Raw genomic sequence first — 19,633 nt, forward strand, 5'->3', positions numbered from 1 at the left:
GTACGGGGTGGGTCCTCCGCCTTGCGATCGCACGCACCAGACGCCGCGAGCCCCGCCCTCCGGGCGGACGACCCCACTTCGCGGACACGCCCTAGCCTGTGTCGCATGATGACCGCAGAAGACGTGTTGTCCGTCCTGGCCCTGCTGCGCCGGGCCGACGTGGATGTCTGGGTCGGCGGAGGCTGGGGGATCGACGCCCTGATCGGCGAACAGACCCGGGACCACGACGACTTGGACCTGATGCACCGCCAGGAGCAAGAGCCCGCCGTCATGTCCGCCCTCTCCGGAGCGGGTTTCGCCGAGACCCTGAACTGGAGACCCGTCCGATTCGTCGTCACGGCCCCGGACGGCCGGGAGATCGACCTCCACCCCCTCGTCTTCGCCGACGACGGCTCGGCGATACAGGCGTCCCCCGACCCGGAGCGCCCCTTCCTCTACCCGTCCGCGTGCTTCGTGACCGGCACGATCAAGGGCACCCCCGTCCCCTGCCTCTCCGCCGAGCAACAGGTCCACTTCCACCAGGGATACGAACCTAGAGATCGCGACCGCCACGACATGACCCACCTCCACCGAGCCTTCGGAATCACCACACACTTCTGACCCCCACCGCCCATCCGGCGCGGAACGGCGTGAAGCCCCAGGTCCGGGCCCCATGCCGAAGCTGAGCGCGATGTTTTCCCTACGGCCGCTGGCCCGGTAGGCGCGGAAGCGCTGTAGGGCCTCAGAACTTCTGGCCAAATCTCAGGCAGGATGCCCGCTGTCCGGCCACTGAGACACACACGTCAGCGGCGCTTCCCGTGGAGAGCTGAGGGCTGTCCCGTAAGTAATCTTGCTCTGCGATGATCTTGACCGTGTCAGGTGTGATCACGGCGTCCGAGCCGTCCTGGACAGCCCCGTTCACCGGCCTGAGCCCGCGCGCCTTCGGCAAGGTGGTGACCGCGTTGCGCCGTGGGGGCGCCGGCTCCCGGGCCAGGGCCGGCCGTGGGGACTGCCGCTGGAGGACCGGGTGCTGTTGTCGTCGCTTACCGGTGGCCGACGGCGGCTATCCGGGCACCGGTCTCCTGATGCGCCACCGCCGCACCCCGGGCGAGGAGCTGCCAGGCTGGAAGCAGGAGCGGAATCGCTCGTACAAACAGGTCCGCGCCCGCGTCGAGCACGTCTTCGCCCGCATGAAGACCTGGAAGATCCTCCGTGACTGCCGTCTCAAGGGCGACGGCGTCCACCACGCCACGCTCGGCTGCACAACCTCGCTCTCGCGGGATGACTCCCGCCGCATACGAGACCAGCGAGGTCCAAGGGAGACTGCCCCCTACCTCGTCGGCTCGGAGGTCCTCAGTCGAGACAGAATTCGTTGCCTTCAATATCCTGCATCACGATGCAGGACTCGTTCTCGCCGTCGGCACGCATCGTTCGCACATGTACCGCGCCAAGCGCGACCAGCCGTGCGCATTCGGCTTCAAGCGTGGCCAGGCGCTCCTCACCCACGAGCCCGATACCGGCCCGCACGTCAAGATGTAGCCGGTTCTTGACGACCTTCCCTTCGGGAACGCGCTGGAAGAGCACACGCGGACCCACACCCGAGGGATCACTGCACGCAAAGTAGATCACCTGATCCTCAGGCGGCAGCGAGCGGTGGTAGTCCTCCCAAGTGGCGAACCCCGTCGGGACCGGAGGTACGACATACCCCAGCACCTCGCACCAGAAGCCGGCGAGACGCGCAGGGTCCGCGCAGTCGAAGGTCACTTGGAACTGCTTGATCGTGGACATCGGCGCACGATAACAGGGGCTCTGCCCTCTCCCCGGGTGGGTGGATCCGCACCTTGCCGGGGGGACCCCCCTGCCATCCGCTGCTGTGTCGTGCGGTTGCAGGGGTGAACCGGGAGACCCAGGATTCACTCCCGGCCAAAGATCACTTACGGGACAGCCCTTAGCGGCTGGCCGCCCGGGGTGGCCGTGAGAGCTCCTTGGCAGGGTTGGCTGCTTCGGACGTAGAGGTACTGGTCCCACCCGACGTGCACTGCGAAAACGTCGTCCACCTCCAGCCGGCACCAGGCGCCGCTGTCGCGCAGCATGAGTCGAATCAGCTCCAGCCCGACGTCCAGCGGCATCTCTGTTCCGTCGTGGAAGTCGGCAGGACCGCCGGGAAGGAGCCTGTCGAGACCGAAGCAGTCCAGAGATCTCTCAAGGCCGAAGTGAGCAAGAGACGAGACCTCCGGCTCGCGGACAGACAGATGGTCGATGCTGGTGTCCGCGGCGAACGCCTCGACCACCTGAAGATAGGCCGCCTCGATCTCGCCGTGACGGTGTCCGCGGTGCCGGTGTAGTTCCCGTGATCGTCACGGTCGGCGGGGTCGTACTTGCCGACGCGATAGACGTAGGGGAGCGGCACATCGCCATCTTCCAGCGCTTGCCGAGGAAGTGCCACGGAATTCGAGACAAGGGCATCGGTGCGCCCCTCTGAGACCCATCCGAATCTTGCTGGTCAGCACGCTGCGTCATGACACGAGCCGCGAGACCCTACAAGTGCGAGGGAATCAGGCCGAGGCTTCAGGGATGTCGACAGACAGGCGATGCCACGCGTGGCCGCAACCGTCGGAGCAGAAGCGCTCTCGTCGGCGTTCGCCGGCGACGGCCAGCACCGCGATCAGTAGCCGGAATGACTTGAGGCGCTCGTCGTTGATTCGGGCGGAGAAATCAGCGGTGGCGCCTGGTCGACCAGTGAGATCATCACTGACATGACCCTTCCTCGACTCACTCAGCCGCAGTTGGAGCGCGTCGTGGATTCGCTTCGAGGCCTGCGCATCATGAGTGTCGAGTATGCGCTGATGACCGGAAGCGACGAGGGCGGGCGCGAGCCACTGACCTGGGACTACGGAATGTCGCACGAACCGACTCATGGCTGCCGGCTGACCATGGACATCGGAGTCGTGTTCACCTTCACCTGGGGCAGCACCTTCGGCTCCTACGGCCTGGAGGTCTTCGATCGTCCCGTTGAGGAGTTCCTCGTCAACGTCGGAGAGCCATGGGGCCCGGCCGTCCTGCCGGTCGGCACCCATCCTCGCTGGCGGCGACTGCTGGGGCGGCAGATCATCGGCACCGAGATGGCCTGGGTCGACTGGATTTCAGGAGAGGCGACACCGTGCTGGGTGCGCTTGGACCTCGACTCAAACGAGTTGCCGGGAAGCCCATTGGAATCCGTCTGGATCGCCGCTGGACGCTGGGAAGGCGACCGGTTCCTATTCGCCTCCGACGACGTGACAGTCATCTTCGACCGAGCCGAGGCCACCCGCGCGAAGATCATGAAGTGAACGCGGCAGTGAGGCGGCCCCAGAACGGGCGTTGCTGATCCGGGTGGCCATCCGGCGTAGTTCGCGGTGGAACCAGGGGCGTGCTGTCGTCCGGAGGGGGCTCTCGGCTGGGAGCCGGCGGGCGAACGCGGCTTTGAAGGCGTCAAACTCTCCTGCCGAAGGCCGGAACACCCCACCACTTGCCCACACATGACCGGGACTGCACCGCCCATGCCCACAGAAGACCGGGACTGCCTACGCATCAAAGGGACCGGACACTTCGATCGCGCCCAGGTGGACGACGACCTCGCCTGAGGGGGGACACTTTTGCAAGCGTTGTGCTTGCAAAAGTTAGCGGGGGTGGTGCAGCATGAAGGCATGGCATCACTCAACGTCGGCAATCTCGGTGAGTACCTGCGCGAGCAGCGGCGCACGGCGCGGCTTTCGTTGCGGCAGCTCGCCGATGCCGCCGGGGTGTCCAATCCGTACCTCAGCCAGATCGAACGGGGTCTGCGCAAGCCCAGCGCGGACATCCTCCAGCAGCTCGCCAAGGCGCTGCGGATCTCCGCGGAGACGCTGTACGTGCAGGCGGGGATGTTGGACGAGCGAGAGCGGCAGGAGCTGGAGACGCGTGCCGTCCTCCTCGCCGATCCGTCCATAAACGAGCGGCAGAAGCAGGTGCTGCTCCAGATCTACGAGTCCTTCCGCAAGGAGAACGGATTCGAGTCGACGGTCGAGGCGACGTTGGGCGCGAAGCTCGGGGCCGACGCGGAGAGTGTCGCCGCCGCCCTCGCCGTCGAGGACGCCGACGGCGCCGGAGGCGCTGACGCCGAGGACGCCGGGCGCGCCGAGGATGCCGGAGACGTCGAAGGCACCGCCGACGGTGGTGCCCCCAAGCCACCCACCACCCCCTGATCCGGAGGATCACTGTCATGGCCCTCGCCGATGACCTGCGCAAGACGTTCACCGACCCGACCCCCCTCTACTTCGCCGCCGGCACCGCCGACCTCGCCGTCGAGCAGGCCAGGAAGGTGCCCGGCCTGATCGAGCAGCTGCGGTCCGAGGCCCCGGCCCGGATCGACGCCATGCGGAACACCGACCCCAAGGTCGTCCAGGACCGCGTCGCCGACCAGGCCAAGGAGGCCCAGGCCAGGGTCACCGAGGTGTTCGGGGCGTTCGACCCGGCCGACCTGAAGAAGCTCGGCGAGACCGCCCAGGACCTGGCGCTGCGCAGTGTGGGCGTGGCCGCCGAGTACGCGGTCCGGGCGCGTGAGACGTACGAGAAGGTCGCCGAGCGCGGCGAGCAGACCGTACGGGCCTGGCGTGGTGAGGCCGCGGAGGAGATCACCGAGATCGCCGTCGCCGTCGAGCCCGAGACCGCCCCCAAGCCGGCCGCCAAGCCCGCTCCCGCCAAGCCCGGCCCCGCGAAGGCCGCCGACGCGAAGGCCGCGCCCAAGACGGACGGGACGGCCGAGAGCAAGCCGGCTCCCGCCAAGCCCGCCGCCAGGCCGGCCGCCAAGTCGGCCGCGGCCCGCAAGACCACCCCGCGCAGGACCACCCCCCGCAAGACGACCCCGCCGTCCGGCACGACCGGCCCGTCCGGCGCATCCGGTACGTCCGACCCGTCCGGCAAGTGACCCCGGCGCCGTGCGTCGCGGTCGCGGCCCCGGAGCGATAGCGGTTACGGAGAGAGCGGGCCGGGCACCTCACCCGTGTCCGGCTCGTTCTCCCGGTACCTTCGGTACCTTGGCGTGACAGGGCGTTCCTGGCGCTTCACCACTCATCGGGTCATTAGGCGGTGCTCAGCGTGTTGATCTCAGGGTTCAACAATATTTTCGTGCTTCTCAGCCTCGCGATGCTCGTGTTCGCCGTCGTCGCGCTGATCTTCGCCGCGACGGCCCGCAAGGACGCCTACCCGGCGGCCGACAAGAAGACCAAGAGCTTCTGGCTGATCATCCTCGGTGTGGTGGTGGCCGTGGACTTCTTCCTGTCCAGCGTCCTCTTCCTCCAGATCGCCGGACTCGTCGCCACGATCGTCTTCATGGTCGACGTACGGCCCGCCCTCCGCCAGGTCTCCGGCGGCGGACGCCGCAGCGGCGGGTCGAGCAGCGACGGCCCTTACGGGCCCTACAACGGCGGTCGGTGACGGCGGTCACCCGCCCCCCCGGCGGTCACGCGCCCCCCGGCGGTCACCCCCCCCGGCAACCCGCCCCCCGGCGTGAGCAATCACTCGCCCCGGTCCAGCACCAGCACCGCCACGTCGTCCGTCAGCTCCCCGCCGTTCAGCTCCCGCGCCTCCGCCACCGCCGCCTCCAGCAGCTCGTCGCCCCGGAGCCCCGCCGCCAGCTGCCGGTTGATCATCTCCACCATGCCGTCCTGACCCAGCCGCTGCTTCTCCCCGGGGCCCACGCGCCCCTCGATCAGCCCGTCCGTGTACATCATCAGACTCCACGCCCCGCCCAGCTCGACCTGGAGCCGGGGCCAGCGGGCGCGCGGCAGCAGCCCCAGGGCCGGCCCGCCGTCCTCGTACGGGAGCAGCCGCGCCGCCGCCCCCGCCCGCCGCACCAGCGGTGACGGGTGCCCGGCCAGGCACAGCCCGGCCCGCCGGCCGTCCGGCGCGATGTCCACCGTGCAGAGCGTCGCGAAGATCTCCTCGCTCTCCCGCTCGTGCTCCAGCACCTGCTGGAGCGTCGAGAGCAGCCGGTCCCCGCTGAGCCCCGCCAGCGTCAGCGCCCGCCACGCGATCCGCAGCTCCACACCCAGCGCCGCCTCGTCCGGGCCGTGCCCGCACACGTCGCCGATCATCGCGTGGACGGTGCCGTCCGGCGTACGGACCGTGTCGTAGAAGTCCCCGCCCAGCAGCGCCCGCGATCTGCCGGGCCGGTAGTGGGCCGCGAAGCGCAGGTCGGAGCCCTGGAGCAGGGGAGTGGGGAGCAGCCCGCGCTCCAGCCGGGCGTTCTCCTGCGCGCGCAGCCGCGACTCGGTGAGCTGGCGCTGCGCGATGTCGGCGCGCTTGCGTTCGACCGCGTACCGGATCGCCCGGCTCAGCAGCCGCCCGTCCAGTTCGTCGCGGAAGAGGAAGTCCTGCGCCCCGACCCGTACGGCCGCCGCCGCCCGCTCGCCGTCGCCCTCCGCCGCCAGCGCGAGGACGGCGTGGCGGGGAGCCAGCCGCAGGACGTGCTTGAGCAGGGCCAGGTCGTCACCGTCGTCGGAACCGGGCAGGGCGAGGTCCACGAGGATGCAGTGGATGTCGTCCGTGAGCAGCCGCTCGGCCTCGGTGAGGTTGCGGGCGGTACGGACCCGGACCCGGACACCCGCGCCCTCGGGGTGCTCGGGGGCGGTGAAGGTACGCCGCGGGTCGTCCTCGATCACCAGCAGCACCAGGTCGCCGTTCTTGGCGGTCTCGGTGGCCGGATACCGACGCTCCTCGGGGAGCGCGGAGGGGGGCGTGGAAGGGAGCGCGGAGGGGAGCGCCGAAGGGAGAGCCGCCGCTGTGGTGGCGGTCGCCGGCACGGTCGGCGAACTCGTGCGCTGCCTCGGCACGGGAGCGGGTACGGACATCGTTCTTGGTTCCTTCCCTCCCCCCGAGGGCGGCGGAGGACGATCTGCGCCCCGCCAGACGGGGACCATAGCGGTAGCGGGCCCCGGAACGGAATGGCGGGCGAAGGAAGAGCCACCGTCATATGCCGCCGGCGGTAACACATCAGGCGGGTTTCGGCATATCCGGTCATGACAAACATCACGTGGGGGTGAGAGGTTCGCCGCCCCGGCCGTGGCTCGTGTCACATACAAGCCACTCGCTTCGGCCCCCCTGGCGCTGCCCGCACGCGTGGTGCGGGTCCCGCGCTACTTGTCCGGCCGTACGACCCCGAGGATCCGCATCGTGCCCGCCCCCGCCAGCGTCACGTTCCGCCCCGGCCGCGGCGCGTGCACGATCGTGCCGTCGCCCACGTACATCCCCACGTGGCTCGCGTCCTCGAAGTAGATGATCAGATCGCCGGGCCGCAGGTCCGTGACCGGGACCCTCGGCAGCAGCCGCCACTGCTCCTGGGACGTACGGGGGATGGTCCGCCCGGCCGCCGACCACGCCTCCGAGGTCAGCCCCGAGCAGTCGTACGAGGACGGCCCCTCGGCCCCCCACACGTACGGCTTGCCGATCTGCGCCGTCGCGAACGCGATCGCCTGCTTGCCCTGGGCGCTCGCCCCGCGGTTGATGTCCTTGAGCGCCCCGGACCCGAGCCACGCCGACTGCGCCCTGAGCGCCGCTTCGTCCTGGAGCCGCGCCAGCCGCGCGAGGTCTTCCTTCTCCAGACCGGCCTCTATCTTCTCGGCCGCGGCGATCTGCTTCGTGATCTCCTCCTTGGCCTTCTCCTTCTTGGCCCGGCTGACCTCCAGCTTCGCCCACTCCGTACCGGCGTCCTGCGCGTACGTCTTCAAGTCCTCCTGCGCCCGCGTCAGTTCGGCGATCAGGCGGTGGGTGGCGCGCTGGCTCTCCTGGAACCGCCCCACCCCGTCCAGGAAGAGGCCGGGGTCGTCGGTGAGCACCAACTGCGCCTCGGGCGGCAGCCCGCCGCCCCGGTACTGCGCCCGCGCGGCGGCCCCCGCGGACTTGTTCAGCTCGTCGATACGGGCCTGGCCCCGGACGAGATCCCGCGTCAGCGCCGACACCTCCGCCGACAGCCTCTGGTACTGCTCGTCGGCGAGGTTGTACGCGTCGGTCGCGGACGCGGCCTTCTCGTAGAGGGCGTCCAGCTCGATCCGTACGTCGTCCAGCGACTTCTTGCCGGGGGTGCCCGACCGCCCGGCGCCCGGGGGGAGTTCGACGGGCGGCGGCGGTACGGCCGACGGGGAAAGCGAGGGAGCGGGCGGCGCGGGAGCCGCGTACGCGCCGCTCATCGCCCGGGGCGACGCCAGCGCGGCGAGAGCGCAGACCAGCGTGATCGCGGCGGCGGCACTGCGTCGTCGGCCCACGAACTCCCCCACATCAACGGCGAACGGCATCTGTGAACATCATCGGCGATCAGCACGGGCGAACGGCGTCCGCGAGATGTCGTCCGGCTGAACACCCGAACCGACGTGCCTCGCGCAGCACTTCACGTACCGTCGGGAATCGTGCCACGCCCTCGGTCAAAGCGACAGGGGCGACGGGGCCGTTGACTCCTCACCGGCCCTCACCGGGCCTCACCGCGTCCCGCCCGGCGCCAGCGCCGCCCACTCCACCGTCACCTCTCCCTGCCGCCACCGCCGCGCGTCGGACCCCACCGGCCAGTCGGCCGACAGATCCCGTACGGCCCTGACCCACCGCTGCCGCGCGCCGAACGAGGCGTACGGCGCCGCCGCCGCCCACGCCCGGTCGAAGTCCCGCAGGAACGCGTGGACCGGTTCGCCAGGGACGTTGCGGTGGATCAGCGCCTTCGGCAGCCGTTCCGCCAGGTCGGAGGGGCGGCCCAGCGAGCCGAGCCGCGTCGCGAAGGTGACCGTACGCGGCCCCTCGGGCCCGAGCGCGACCCACACGTGCCGCCGCCCGATCTCGTCGCACGTCCCCTCCACCAGCAGCCCGTCCGGCGCGAGGCGCGCGCACAGCCGCGCCCAGACCGCGGCGACCTCGCCCTCCTCGTACTGCCGCAGCACATTGGCGGCCCGGACGAGCACCGGCCGCCGGTCCGCCGGCCGTCCGTCCCCCGGCAGCGGTATCTCGAAGCCGCCGTGCCGGAAGCGCAGCCCGTCCTCCTCGTACGGCAGCGCCGCCGCGACCCGCACCGGGTCGATCTCGATCCCGACGACCTCGGTACGCGGCTCCGCCGCCCGCAGCCGCCGCAGCAGCTCGACGGCCGTCCAGGGCGCCGCCCCGTACCCCAGGTCCACCACCACGGGATCGGCCGAGCGCCGCAGGGCCGGCCCGTGCACGGCGGCGATCCAGCGGTCCATCCGGCGCAGCCGGTTCTGGTGGGTGGTGCCGCGTGTGACCGTGCCCACAGGGCGGGGAACGGAGGGGGAGGAAGGGGTGGAGCGCGCGGCCATGGAAAGGAGCGTAACGAAGGCCGGACGCACCCCGGGATTCCTCCCGGCGCCCCAGATCCGCCCCGGGATCCGTCCGAGGGTTCAGCGTCCCCCGGCAACGATTTGGCAAAGAGGGAAATGCAAGGACGCATTCCGCTGTTGTGCCGGGTCGGAGGGTGCCGCACGCCCTCTCTTCGCCGTGCCCGAGCGAGTGACCTGAGCGAGTGCCCTGAGCGAGAGGACCGCAGACGTGAGCCAGTCCGTCTCCCGCATCGCCGGCGTGATGGCGTCGCCGCCCAGACCGCGCGTTCCCGGCCAGTCGCGCAGGCCCCGGCGGATCGCCATGCTGAGCGTCCACACCTCCCCGCTGCATCAGCCGGGGACGGGCGACGCGGGCGGGATGAACGTCTACATCGTCGAGCTGGCGAAGCGCCTGGCCACCCTCGACATCGAGGTGGAGATCTTCACGCGCGCCACCACCGGCGCCCTGCCGCCCGCCGTGGAGCTGGCGCCCGGCGTGCTCGTACGGCACGTGGACGCGGGCCCCTACGAGGGCCTGGCCAAGGAGGAACTGCCCGCGCAGCTCTGCGCCTTCACCCACGGCGTGATGCAGGCCTGGGCCGGCCAGCGCCCCGGCTACTACGACCTGGTGCACTCCCACTACTGGCTGTCGGGACACGTCGGCTGGCTCGCCTCCGAACGCTGGGGCGTCCCCCTCGTCCACGCCATGCACACCATGGCCAAGGTCAAGAACGCCGCGCTCGCCGAGGGCGACACACCCGAGCCCGCGGCCCGGGTGATCGGCGAGACGCAGATCGTGCGCGCCGCCGACCGGCTGATCGCCAACACGCAGGAGGAGGCCGACGACCTCGTCCGCTTCTACGACGCGGACCCCGCGAAGGCCGCCGTCGTGCACCCCGGCGTGAATCTCGACTGTTTCTCGCCCGCCGACGGCAGGGCCGCCGCCCGCGCCCGCCTCGGGCTGCCGCAGGACGCGTTCATCCCGCTCTTCGCCGGCCGGATCCAGCCGCTCAAGGCCCCCGACGTGCTGTTGCGCGCCGTCGCCGTCCTCCTGGACCAGGACCCCTCCCTCCGTACGCGACTGGTCGTACCGGTCGTCGGCGGACCCAGCGGTACGGGCCTGGCCAAGCCGGAGGGCCTCCAGAAGCTCGCCGCGCGCCTCGGGATCGCCGATGTGGTGCGGTTCCGGCCGCCGGTCGGGCAGGAGCAGCTCGCCGACTGGTTCCGCGCGGCGTCCGTGCTGGTCATGCCCTCGTACAGCGAGTCCTTCGGCCTCGTCGCCATAGAGGCCCAGGCGGCGGGCACCCCCGTGGTGGCGGCGGCCGTGGGTGGTCTTCCGGTGGCGGTACGGGACGGGTCGACCGGCTTCCTCGTACCGGGGCACGATCCGGCGGCGTACGCGCGCGTGCTGCGCGACTTCCTGGACCACCCGCGGCTGGTGGACCGGATGGGCGCGGCGGCGACCCGGCACGCGCAGTGCTTCGGCTGGGACACGGCGGCGTCGGCGACGGCGGAGGTCTACACGGCGGCGGTGGCGAGCCACCGGCGGCGGGGGCACGCGCATCACGGGTGAATCCCTTCCGGGGGTCCGGGGGTCCGGGGGTCCGGGGGCCGGGGTCCGGGGGTCGCCCGCGTCCGGGGTCCGGGGTCCGGGGGTCGCCCGCGCCCACGCTCGTGCCCACGCCCGCCGTCGCACCCGCTGACGTACATTCGCACCATGGCTGACGCACCGCGGACCCCGTCCGAGACCCACGCCTCCCAGGTCATCGAGCAGCTGCTCGGCGGCGCGGACCTGGCGTGGGAGAGCCCCGAGCCGGGGACGTACGTCGTCACCCTCCCCGGCACCCGCAAGCTCTCCACCACCTGCTCCCTGCGCGTCGGCCGGCACGCCCTGTCCGTGAACGCCTTCGTGATCCGGCACCCCGACGAGAACGACGAGGCGGTCCACCGCTGGCTGCTGGAGCGCAATCTCAAGCTGTACGGGGTGAGTTACGCGATCGACAGCCTCGGCGACATCTACCTGGCCGGGAAGATCCCGCTCGCGGCGGTCACCGAGGAGGAGATCGACCGGCTGCTCGGGTCGGTGCTGGAGGCGGCGGACGGTTCGTTCAACACCCTGCTGGAGCTGGGTTTCGCGAGCGCGATCCGCAAGGAGTACGCGTGGCGGGTGTCGCGGGGGGAGTCCACGCGGAACCTGGACGCGTTCACCCACCTGACCGAGCGGTCAACGCAAGCGTAGGCAACCGCCTTCCGGACCCGTCCTGCCCCTTCCCGTGCCACCTGGCGCCATGTCATGCTCACAACTCCATGTGTACACCTGAACATTGTTCACGTATGTGGAGGCGGATCCCATGAAGGACGGTCAGGCCGGTCACGTCGGTCAGGGCAGTCAGGACAGTCACGTCGGCCAGGCCCGTCAAAGCGCCCTCGCCAGAAGGACGCTGCTCAGGAGCGCCGTCGTCGTAGCCGCCGGAGTGACGGCGGCCGGCGCCGCCCCCGGCACCGCGACGGCCGGTGCGCGCAGGCCGCCCGCGCCCCGGATCTCCCCGCTCTGGCGGGAGTTCACCAGGTCGCCGTACACCCACCCGCAGATCCCGTACGTCGGGAAGGCCGGCCGCCGCGCGGGCGCCACCCGCTTCCCCCGCCTCCCCGTCGTCGCCGACGTGAAGAAGTACGGCGCCCGGGGCGACGGCTCCGCGGACGACGCCCCCGCGATCAACCGTGCCCTCGCCGCCGCCGGAGCGCGCGGCGGGGGCACGGTCACCGTCCCGCCCGGCACGTACCGCATCGACGACGTCATCCGGATCGGCCACAGCGACGTGGTCCTGCGCGGCGCGGGCAGCGGCCGTACGACACTCCTCGCGACCCGGAACCTCACCGAGATCATCGGCAGGTACGGCAGCCGCTACGGCGGCGACAAGTCCAGCTGGTCCTGGGCCGGCGGCCTCATCTGGCTCTGCCCGCAGGAGCGTTGGGCCTCTCTCACCGCCGCCATCAAGGCGCAGGCGTGGCCCTTCGAGGGCTGGACCGGCAACAAACGCGACGAGTGGCGCACCCTCACCGCCGTCGCTCCCGCCCGGCGCGGCGACCGTACGGTGACCGTCGAGGACCCCTCGGCCGTCGAGCGCGGGCAGCTGGTCCTGCTCCAACTCGCCGACGACACCGACCACTCGCTCCTCCAGCAAATGGCGGGCGGCGGAGCGGGACCGGCGGCCTACGACTGGCCCGCGATGACGAAGCTGACGTCGTACGTGCCGTACGAGTGGCCGGTGCGGATCGTCTCCGTACGGGGCCACCGGCTCACCCTGGAAAGGCCGTTGCCGCTCGACGTACGGCCCGAGTGGGACCCGAGGCTCACCACGCTCGTCGCCCCGCTCACCAACTCCGGTGTGGAGGGCCTGACGTTGGAAGCGGTGGAGACGCCGCAGTCCCCGCACCTGCTCGACAAGGGGTACAACGGCGTCGCGTTCCAGTGCGCTTATGACTGCTGGGCCGACGACATCGTCGTACGCCACGTCGACAACGGCTTCGGCCTGGTCGCCGCGTCCGCCTGCACCCTGCGCCGTACACGCGTGGCGGGGCGCGGCTCCCACCACCCGTACTTCTGCCGCGAGGGTTCGCACGACAACCTCGTCGAGGACTTCGTGATCGAGCAGCGTACGGTCCCGGCGCCCGCGGGCACGCAGCTGCACGGCATCAACACCGAGGGCCTGTCCAGCCACAACGTCTGGTCGCGCGGCCGGATGGAGATGGGCACGTTCGACACGCACCGGGGGATGCCCTTCGCGAGCGTACGGACCGAGATCACGGTCGAGAACAACGGCCGGCACGGCGGCGACGCGATCGCGGGCCCGCTGTACGGGGCGCGCTTCGCGCACTGGAACGTCACCGTCACCAACGGGCGCGCGGGCCTCGTCAAGATCGACGAGATCGCGCCGTACAGCGTGACGGCGGGGATCAGCGAGGTGCGGGAGTTCGACCAGATCGACGTACCGGACTTCACGGGCGAACTGCACGCGCGGCTGGAGGCGTACGGGACACCGGAGGAGCTGAGGCCGCGCAACCTGTACGAGGCGCAGCGGGACCTGGGGTAGTCGACGCGCTCTCGGGGCGCGGGCGAAGACCCGGGACGCGCCGGGCGGCCCGTACGCGCACGCGGGACGGGCCGCCCCGGGCAAGATTCTCGCATGAGCGACAAAGAGGACATCTCCCCGCGTGGTGCGGGCGCCGCCCCCGGGACCCCCCGCCAGACCCTCGCCCTGGCGGCGATGCTCTTCGCCGTCTCGATGACGTTCATCGACCAGACCATCGTGGCCATCGCCGCGCCCGACATCATCCACGAACTGGGGCTCACCGCCTCCGGCATGCAGTGGGTGATCAACGCCTATCTGCTCACGCTCGCCGCGTTCTTCGCCCTCGGCGGGCGGCTCGCCGACATCTTCGGCCACCGCCGGATCATGGTGATCGGCACCCTCGTCTTCGTGATCTCGTCCATCCTCTGCGGCGCGGTCCCGAAGGGGGACTTCGCGGAGGAGTGGCTGATCATCTTCCGCGCCACCCAGGGCACGGGCGCGGCGCTGCTCTTCCCCGCCGCCCTCGCCGTGGTCATCACGGTGTTCCCGGTGGAGCGGCGGGGCCGCGCCCTCGCGGTGTTCTTCGGCCTGTCGGGCGGCCTGACCGCCATCGGCCCGATCCTCGGAGGCGCGCTCACCGACTGGACGTGGCGGGCGATCTTCTGGATCAACGTGCCGGTCGCCGTGATCGCCCTCGCGCTGGCGGCGCGCGCCCGCATCCCCCGTACGGGCCACCGCGAACCCCTGGACGTACCGGGCGCGGTCCTGGTCGCGGCCGGGATGGGGCTGAGCGTGGCGGGTCTCCAGCAGGCGGCCACGTGGGGGTGGGGTTCCGGCGCGACGTGGGGCTGCGTCGTGGGCGGGCTGGCGATCCTGGCGGTGTTCTGCCTCTACCAGCTGCGGATCCCCGACCCGCTCGTCAAGCTCCGGGTCTTCGAGGACCGGGCGTTCACCGTCGACGCGCTGGTGCTGTTCTTCGCGATGATCGCGTTCGTCCCGGTCTTCTTCTTCGCTTCTGTGTACGCGCAGGTCTCGCTGAGCGCCTCCCCGAACCAGGCCGGCCTCTACCTCCTCTACTTCTTCATCGGCTTCGCCCTCGCCTCCCAGTGGGGCGGGCGGATCCTGGACCACCGGGGCGCGCGCCCGACGATCAGGATCGGGACGCTGCTGGGGACGGTCGGATTCGCTCTGTGGGCCAGCAAGTTGACCGACCTGTCGATGCACGACCAGTGGCCGTACGTGGCCCTCGCCGGCGCGGGCGTCGGCTTCCTGCTCTCCCCGGCGTCGACCGACGCGGTGAACCGCTCGATCGGCGCGTCGTACGGCGAGGTCACCGGCGTACTCCAGACCCTGCGCAACTACGCGGCCAGCGTGGGCCTGGCGGTGTTCGGCACGATCCTCACGCACGTCACGACGGACCGCGTGGCGGACACCCCCCAGGCGCGGGGCGTACCGCACAACGCCGCCCACACCGCGGGCCACACCCTCGCGGAATCCGTCACGGGCGCCGCCGACTCCCGCACCCCGGCGGGCACGGGCCCGGCGGCCCAGGCGGCGCGGGACGCGATCGGCGCGATCAGACTGGACTTCGCGGAAGCGAACAGGGTGGTGTTCTACGGCATGGCGGGCGCGCTGGCGGTGGCGTTCGTGTGCGCACAGTTCCACCCGGGGACACGGGTGATGGGGGAGGGGGTGCCGGGGTCCGAGGACAAGCATCACTGAGCCCACTTCCCCAAAGAAATTCTGCAAAAATACTTTTGCAGAATGGTCGTACCGCTCTACGCTCGCGGGCATGGTCAGTGACGAGCAGCGACGGGTCCTCGACCCCGAGCAGGACGCGGCGGCCCTCAAGGCCCTCACCCACCCCCTCCGGATCCGGCTCCTCGGCCTGCTGCGGCAGGACGGGCCGGCCACCGCGAGCGAACTCGCCGTGAAGACAGGGGAGTCGTCCGCCTCCACCAGCTACCACCTGCGGGTCCTCGCGAAGTACGACTTCGTCACGGAGGCCGCGCACCGCGACGGGCGGGAGCGGCGCTGGCAGGCGGTGCATTCCGTGACCTCGTGGAACAACAAGGCGATGACGGCGTCCCCGGACAGCCGCGCCTTCGTCAACTTCTCGCGCAGGCGGCAGATCGAGCACCTGGCCGCCTCCGTCGACCGGCACGAGGCGGACCTCGCGGAGGGGCGGCTGGGCGAGGAGTGGCTGGAGCCGTCGGGCCTCGTCGATCTGATGCCCCGTCTGACCCCTGAATCGGCGGGCGAGTTGTGGGCGGTGTTCCACCGCACGCTGGACGAGCTGGCCGCCCGCGACGCGGGGGACCCGCGCTCCGAACAGGTCGTCGTGGTCATGGCGGCGCTGCCGCAGGCGGCGAAGGGCGAGGGAGAAGAGCGGTGACGACGCCCCGTACACCTGCACCCGCACCCGCACCCGCCCCCGCGCCCGTCACGCCCTCCCTCTCACCCCACACCGCCCGCCGCCGCTTCGTCACCGTCTCGGTGCTCTACTGGCTGCCGGTGGGCCTGACCATCGCCCCGCTGATCCTCCTCTTCACCGAGCGCGGCATGGCCCTCACCGCCATCGCGGGCTTCTTCGCCGCGCACTCCCTCACCGCCGCCGCCCTCGAACTGCCCACCGGCGGACTGTCGGACGTCATCGGCCGCCGTACGGTCCTCGCCGCCGCCGGCCTGCTGGGCCTGGCCGCCTTCACCCTGCAAGGGCTGGGCACCACCGCGTGGGTGCTCGCGCTCGGCATGGCGCTGATGGGCGCGGGCCGCGCGTTGTCGAGCGGACCGGCCGAGGCCTGGTACGTCGACACCGTCCAGGCACACGCGGGCCCCGACGCCGAACTCCGTACCGGCCTGGCCCGCGCCGGTACGGCGACCTCCGCCGCACTCGCCGCCGGCACCCTCCTCGGCGGGGGCCTGCCATGGCTGCTCGGCCTGGGACCCGGCCAGGGCCCCGACCTCGGTACGAGGCTGAGCGACGCCACCTCGGGCCTCGTACTCCCGCTCTCCGTACCGTCGTTGCTGGCCGGCGTCCTGGAGATCGTCTTCGTGCTGTACGTCCTGACGGCCCTGCCGGAACCACCCCGGCCACGCGTCACCCTCCGCGCCGTCCTGCGCGGCATACCCGTCACGGTCGCGGAGGGGCTGCGGCTGGGCGGCAGGGACTCCCTGGTCCGGCGGATCCTGCTGAGCGCGGGGGCGGCGGGCGCCGCGCTGGCCGTACTCGAACTGCTCACCCCCGGCCGGGCCGCCGGCCTCACCGGCGCGGCGGAGTCGGGCGCGGTGGTCTTCGCGGGCCTGGCCTGCGCGGGCTTCGTCTGCTCGGCCGTGGGCAACCACCTCGCCCCGCTCGCGGCCCGCGTGGCGGGCGGCGGCGAACGCGCGGTCCTGCTGAGCCTCGGCTCCGGCGCGGCGGGGCTGCTCCTGCTGGGGGTCACGGCGACGGGCGGCGGGCCGGTGGCGCTGGTGGGCGGGGCGATGGGCTTCGGCCTGGTCTACCTGGGGCTGGGCGCGGCGGGCCCGAACGAGAACGACCTGCTGCACCGCCGCGTCACGGGCGCGGGCCGCGCGACCGCGCTGTCGGTCCAGTCACTGGCGCTGCAACTGGTGGCGGCGCTGGCGGGTTTGGCGATCAGCACCCTGCCGACGGGCCCGGCGCCGTGGCTGGTGGGGGGTGGGGTGCTGCTGGGGGGAGGGCTGCTGTGGGCGGGCGGCCCGAGCCGGGCGCCGGAGATGCGGAGGGTCCCGGAGGCGGCGAAGTGAGCCGGGGGACCCGACAGGCCCGAAAGCCCCGAAAGCCCCGAGAGACCCGAGAGGCCCGACACCCGGTGAATCGGCCACCGGGCGCCGGGCCTGTCGGGCCTTTCGGCCCCCGCCGGGCGGGGGAGCGCCCGGCGGGGGAGGACGGTCGGTCAGCTGTGGGAGACGGTCAGCCCGTAGAAGGCGACGCGGGCACCCTTCGTGGTGCTGTCGGAGGACGACTGGTTGTACGAACCGGCCTTGAAGTACTGCTTGTACGGCTTGAAGGACGACGGGATCGGGTAGTGCGTCGTGCTGCCGTTGACCGTCAGGTCGATCGTGTTGCCGCCGGAGACGGCGATCGTGTACGTCCAGGTCTTGCCGATCGAGACGTGGCCCACGGTGTGGGGGGTCTGGCCGCCGTCCGGGGAGTTCTCGATACCGGCGACGATGTCGCCGCTCGACCGGTAGTACAGCTCGACGAGCGGCTTGGTGGACGTACCGCCGGAGCCGAGGTGGATCTGCCCGACGCAGACGTTCGAGGTGACCGACACGACGCGCAGGGTCGCGCTCAGCTTGTGGCTGCCGCTGAGGGACCAGTCGGCGGCGCTGCCGTTGGAGTTCATCTCGCGCAGCTCGGAGCGGGCGTAGTTGGAGTTGGGCGTGGTGACGCCCTTCTCCGGCGCCCAGAACGTCATCGCGCCGTCGCGGGTGTCGGTGTAGAAGTACGAGTCCTGGTACCCGTTGGCGCCCTGGAGCCGCGACGACGAGATGGTGGTCGGCGACCCGGGCGAACCCACCGGCTCCTGGAGCTGCCACACCGACAGATTGAAGTTGCCACCGGGCGCGACGGCCGGATCGGCGGCGCTGGCACTGCCACTGCCCAGAACGCTGAGCGTGAGGGCGACACCGCCGGCGGTGGCGAGCGCGAGGAGTCGGGAACGTAGCTTCATGGGGGATCGATCCTTCAGCACTCGGAGTGGTGGGGGAGTGAAGGCGAGTGAAGGCATCGCGGTGGGCAGCAGGTCTAGTCCAATGCGCGACCAGATGTAAGTAACACGACCCGGTGGGTCGGTCAATGGTCTTCTGAAGGCAAAGAGTTCATCCCCGCAGGTGAGGGACGGGGGGAGGCAGCCGAAGCAAAACCCAATCATGGAAGAGCGCGGGGGCGGGGGAGTTGAGCAGTGGGGGGAGGGCGCGGGTCAGGACCAAGGGGTAGTCGGGGGCACCGGTCTTGCATTGCTCGACGTGGGGCCGCCCCGGTTGTTGATTGTCGCGGGTCCGGGGCGGGCGTCAAGGGCGCTCCTGCGGAGCGTCGGCTGCGCCGATTCCACTGCGTTCCACCCTTGACCCCCACCCCGGCCCCGCAAGTGCAGCTGAGGGGGGCGGCCCGGGGAAAGGTCCCCCGGGGGGCTTGTCTGTTCCTGGGGTTTCGTCGCGGTCCTCGGCTCTCGGCGGGGTTTGCGCACGACTTGAATGGGGCGGTGGCGACTCGGCTTAGCGGCTGGAAGGCCGTCTGTTGGCCGGTGCGCAAGCACCGTGTCTGAGGTGAGTGGGTGGTGGGGCGCAGGCGGCCGGGCGGGATGGTTGTCGGGCCTGTTTCGGTGGGTTGTGTGCTCTGAGAGCCCGTTAACGAAACACAGGACACAAGACCGGGTGGGAAGAGCCCTCAGGAGCGCTGAAAGCTAGGGCAAATGGGGCATATTTCCTTGCTGGGGTGGGGTGATGGGCAGCCCCGGCGGCCGACCGCCACCCACCGGCCCGCACGAGGCCGCCACACCCGAGCTGAGTGGGTGGTGGGGCGGAATGTGATTGCCGGGACGGCCATCCGGCCCCTTCCGGTCGGATGTGGGTCGTCAGAGCCCCTTAACAGAACACAGGACCCAAGACCCGGGGAAGAAGACCCCCGCCAGACTCAAAACCCACCCAAATCAGGCATATTTGCCTCCGGGATGAAAGGAACCCGGTCCGGCCGCCGCAGTTGACCACGGATCTCAGACACGGTGCCTGCACGCCCACCAACAGACGGCCTTCCAGCCGCTAAGCCGACCCGTCACCGCCCCATTCAAGTGGTGCGCAAACCCACGCCGAAAGCCGAGGCCCGCGACGAAACCCCAACAACAAACAAGCCCCCCGGGGGACCTTCCCCCGGTAGACCCTACACCCTGGGAGTTCAAGAAACACCAGGTCAGGGCATGCAGAAGCCCCGCCCGGCGCTTGGCCGAGCGGGGCTTGGGTGAGTCTCAGGGGCGCCTAGCTGGACATCGGCACCCGTACCCCGTGGATCACGTCGGGGCCTAGGTCGAAGCCGTCCAGGGCCGCAGCAACGACCAGGCGTCGCTGCCGTTGGGCCTCTTGTTCCGCGATCTGTGCGCGCTGAGCTTCGAGCGCCCTCTCATAGGCCACGATGAACGGCCGAATCAGTGGGGTGTCCTCCCCCAACAACGGGGTCGGGTCGGCGTTGTACTCCGCGTACGGGCTGCGGGGCAGTGGGCCCGCTACGGGCGT

19 protein-coding genes and 1 pseudogene are annotated in these 19,633 nt (G+C 71.1%); 13 read left to right on the forward strand and 7 right to left on the reverse strand.

The features are described from left to right. Positions 1 to 105: 105 nt before the first annotated feature. Positions 106 to 600: a nucleotidyltransferase domain-containing protein gene (locus ACIODU_RS23550; RefSeq protein ID WP_401769769.1), complete on the forward strand. Its 495-nt coding sequence runs from the start codon at positions 106 to 108 to the stop codon at positions 598 to 600. 251 nt (positions 601 to 851) lie between these two features. Further along, positions 852 to 1,264 (forward strand): annotated as a pseudogene (locus ACIODU_RS23555) (transposase). Between the two features lie 68 nt (positions 1,265 to 1,332). On the opposite strand, the gene ACIODU_RS23560 reads toward ACIODU_RS23555, so the two are convergent. Continuing rightward, positions 1,333 to 1,767: a VOC family protein gene (locus ACIODU_RS23560; RefSeq protein ID WP_401769770.1), complete on the reverse strand. Its 435-nt coding sequence runs from the start codon at positions 1,765 to 1,767 to the stop codon at positions 1,333 to 1,335. A 206-nt stretch (positions 1,768 to 1,973) separates the two neighbouring features. Between ACIODU_RS23560 and ACIODU_RS23565 the strand changes: the two genes are divergently transcribed. Then, the gene (locus ACIODU_RS23565) at positions 1,974 to 2,324 is read left to right on the forward strand and encodes a hypothetical protein (RefSeq protein WP_401769771.1); all 351 of its coding nucleotides are present in this window, start codon (positions 1,974 to 1,976) and stop codon (positions 2,322 to 2,324) included. A gap of 210 nt (positions 2,325 to 2,534) precedes the next feature. Here ACIODU_RS23565 and ACIODU_RS23570 read toward each other — a convergent pair whose 3' ends face one another. Then, on the reverse strand, positions 2,535 to 2,819 hold the full coding sequence (locus ACIODU_RS23570; protein ID WP_401769896.1) for a DUF5958 family protein: 285 nt from the start codon (positions 2,817 to 2,819) through the stop codon (positions 2,535 to 2,537). Here ACIODU_RS23570 and ACIODU_RS23575 point away from each other — a divergent pair. The 4 genes from ACIODU_RS23575 to ACIODU_RS23590 all read left to right on the forward strand — a co-directional run bounded on the left by ACIODU_RS23575 (position 2,736) and on the right by ACIODU_RS23590 (position 5,433). Continuing rightward, on the forward strand, positions 2,736 to 3,308 hold the full coding sequence (locus ACIODU_RS23575) for a hypothetical protein (RefSeq protein ID WP_401769903.1): 573 nt from the start codon (positions 2,736 to 2,738) through the stop codon (positions 3,306 to 3,308). The genes ACIODU_RS23570 and ACIODU_RS23575 overlap by 84 nt on opposite strands. Before the next feature lie 357 nt (positions 3,309 to 3,665). After that, on the forward strand, positions 3,666 to 4,202 hold the full coding sequence (locus ACIODU_RS23580) for a helix-turn-helix domain-containing protein (RefSeq protein ID WP_401769772.1): 537 nt from the start codon (positions 3,666 to 3,668) through the stop codon (positions 4,200 to 4,202). 17 nt (positions 4,203 to 4,219) lie between these two features. Then, positions 4,220 to 4,924, forward strand: a complete 705-nt coding sequence (locus ACIODU_RS23585; RefSeq protein ID WP_401769773.1) for a hypothetical protein — start codon at positions 4,220 to 4,222, stop codon at positions 4,922 to 4,924. Between the two features lie 170 nt (positions 4,925 to 5,094). Then, complete coding sequence (locus tag ACIODU_RS23590; RefSeq protein ID WP_356431708.1) at positions 5,095 to 5,433, forward strand: DUF2516 family protein; 339 nt, start codon at positions 5,095 to 5,097, stop codon at positions 5,431 to 5,433. An 80-nt stretch (positions 5,434 to 5,513) separates the two neighbouring features. On the opposite strand, the gene ACIODU_RS23595 is transcribed toward ACIODU_RS23590, so the two are convergent. From ACIODU_RS23595 to ACIODU_RS23605, 3 genes are all read right to left on the reverse strand, one after another. Then, positions 5,514 to 6,848 (reverse strand): PP2C family protein-serine/threonine phosphatase, encoded by a 1,335-nt coding sequence (locus tag ACIODU_RS23595; RefSeq protein ID WP_401769774.1) that lies wholly within the window; start codon positions 6,846 to 6,848, stop codon positions 5,514 to 5,516. A gap of 285 nt (positions 6,849 to 7,133) precedes the next feature. Beyond that, the gene (locus ACIODU_RS23600) at positions 7,134 to 8,258 is read right to left on the reverse strand and encodes an NlpC/P60 family protein (RefSeq protein ID WP_401769897.1); all 1,125 of its coding nucleotides are present in this window, start codon (positions 8,256 to 8,258) and stop codon (positions 7,134 to 7,136) included. Positions 8,259 to 8,468: 210 nt separating this feature from the next. After that, complete coding sequence (locus ACIODU_RS23605) at positions 8,469 to 9,308, reverse strand: class I SAM-dependent methyltransferase (protein ID WP_401769775.1); 840 nt, start codon at positions 9,306 to 9,308, stop codon at positions 8,469 to 8,471. 229 nt (positions 9,309 to 9,537) lie between these two features. Between ACIODU_RS23605 and mshA the strand changes: the two genes are divergently transcribed. The 6 genes from mshA (at position 9,538) to ACIODU_RS23635 (ending at position 17,149) form a co-directional block, all read left to right on the forward strand. Continuing rightward, positions 9,538 to 10,881 (forward strand): D-inositol-3-phosphate glycosyltransferase, encoded by a 1,344-nt coding sequence (gene mshA, locus ACIODU_RS23610; RefSeq protein WP_356431648.1) that lies wholly within the window; start codon positions 9,538 to 9,540, stop codon positions 10,879 to 10,881. Positions 10,882 to 11,025: 144 nt separating this feature from the next. Then, positions 11,026 to 11,547 (forward strand): YbjN domain-containing protein, encoded by a 522-nt coding sequence (locus ACIODU_RS23615; RefSeq protein ID WP_356431646.1) that lies wholly within the window; start codon positions 11,026 to 11,028, stop codon positions 11,545 to 11,547. A 112-nt stretch (positions 11,548 to 11,659) separates the two neighbouring features. Beyond that, complete coding sequence (locus ACIODU_RS23620; protein ID WP_401769776.1) at positions 11,660 to 13,402, forward strand: glycosyl hydrolase family 28-related protein; 1,743 nt, start codon at positions 11,660 to 11,662, stop codon at positions 13,400 to 13,402. Positions 13,403 to 13,495: 93 nt separating this feature from the next. Then, complete coding sequence (locus ACIODU_RS23625) at positions 13,496 to 15,103, forward strand: MFS transporter (RefSeq protein ID WP_401769777.1); 1,608 nt, start codon at positions 13,496 to 13,498, stop codon at positions 15,101 to 15,103. 70 nt (positions 15,104 to 15,173) lie between these two features. After that, entirely contained in the window at positions 15,174 to 15,776 is a 603-nt protein-coding gene (locus tag ACIODU_RS23630) for an ArsR/SmtB family transcription factor (RefSeq protein ID WP_401769778.1), read from the forward strand. Continuing rightward, positions 15,773 to 17,149 carry an MFS transporter gene (locus ACIODU_RS23635; RefSeq protein WP_401769779.1) on the forward strand — a complete coding sequence of 459 codons (1,377 nt, stop codon included), beginning with the start codon at positions 15,773 to 15,775 and terminating at the stop codon, positions 17,147 to 17,149. Before ACIODU_RS23630 ends, ACIODU_RS23635 begins: the two co-directional genes overlap by 4 nt. Before the next feature lie 149 nt (positions 17,150 to 17,298). Here ACIODU_RS23635 and ACIODU_RS23640 read toward each other — a convergent pair whose 3' ends face one another. Continuing rightward, complete coding sequence (locus ACIODU_RS23640) at positions 17,299 to 18,078, reverse strand: polysaccharide lyase family 7 protein (protein WP_401769780.1); 780 nt, start codon at positions 18,076 to 18,078, stop codon at positions 17,299 to 17,301. A gap of 1,300 nt (positions 18,079 to 19,378) precedes the next feature. Beyond that, positions 19,379 to 19,531 (reverse strand): hypothetical protein, encoded by a 153-nt coding sequence (locus tag ACIODU_RS23645; RefSeq protein ID WP_401769781.1) that lies wholly within the window; start codon positions 19,529 to 19,531, stop codon positions 19,379 to 19,381. Between the last annotated feature and the right edge of the window lie 102 nt (positions 19,532 to 19,633).

Origin of the sequence: Streptomyces sp. NPDC088261 (assembly GCF_044740805.1) — a bacterium.
GTDB lineage: Bacteria > Actinomycetota > Actinomycetes > Streptomycetales > Streptomycetaceae > Streptomyces.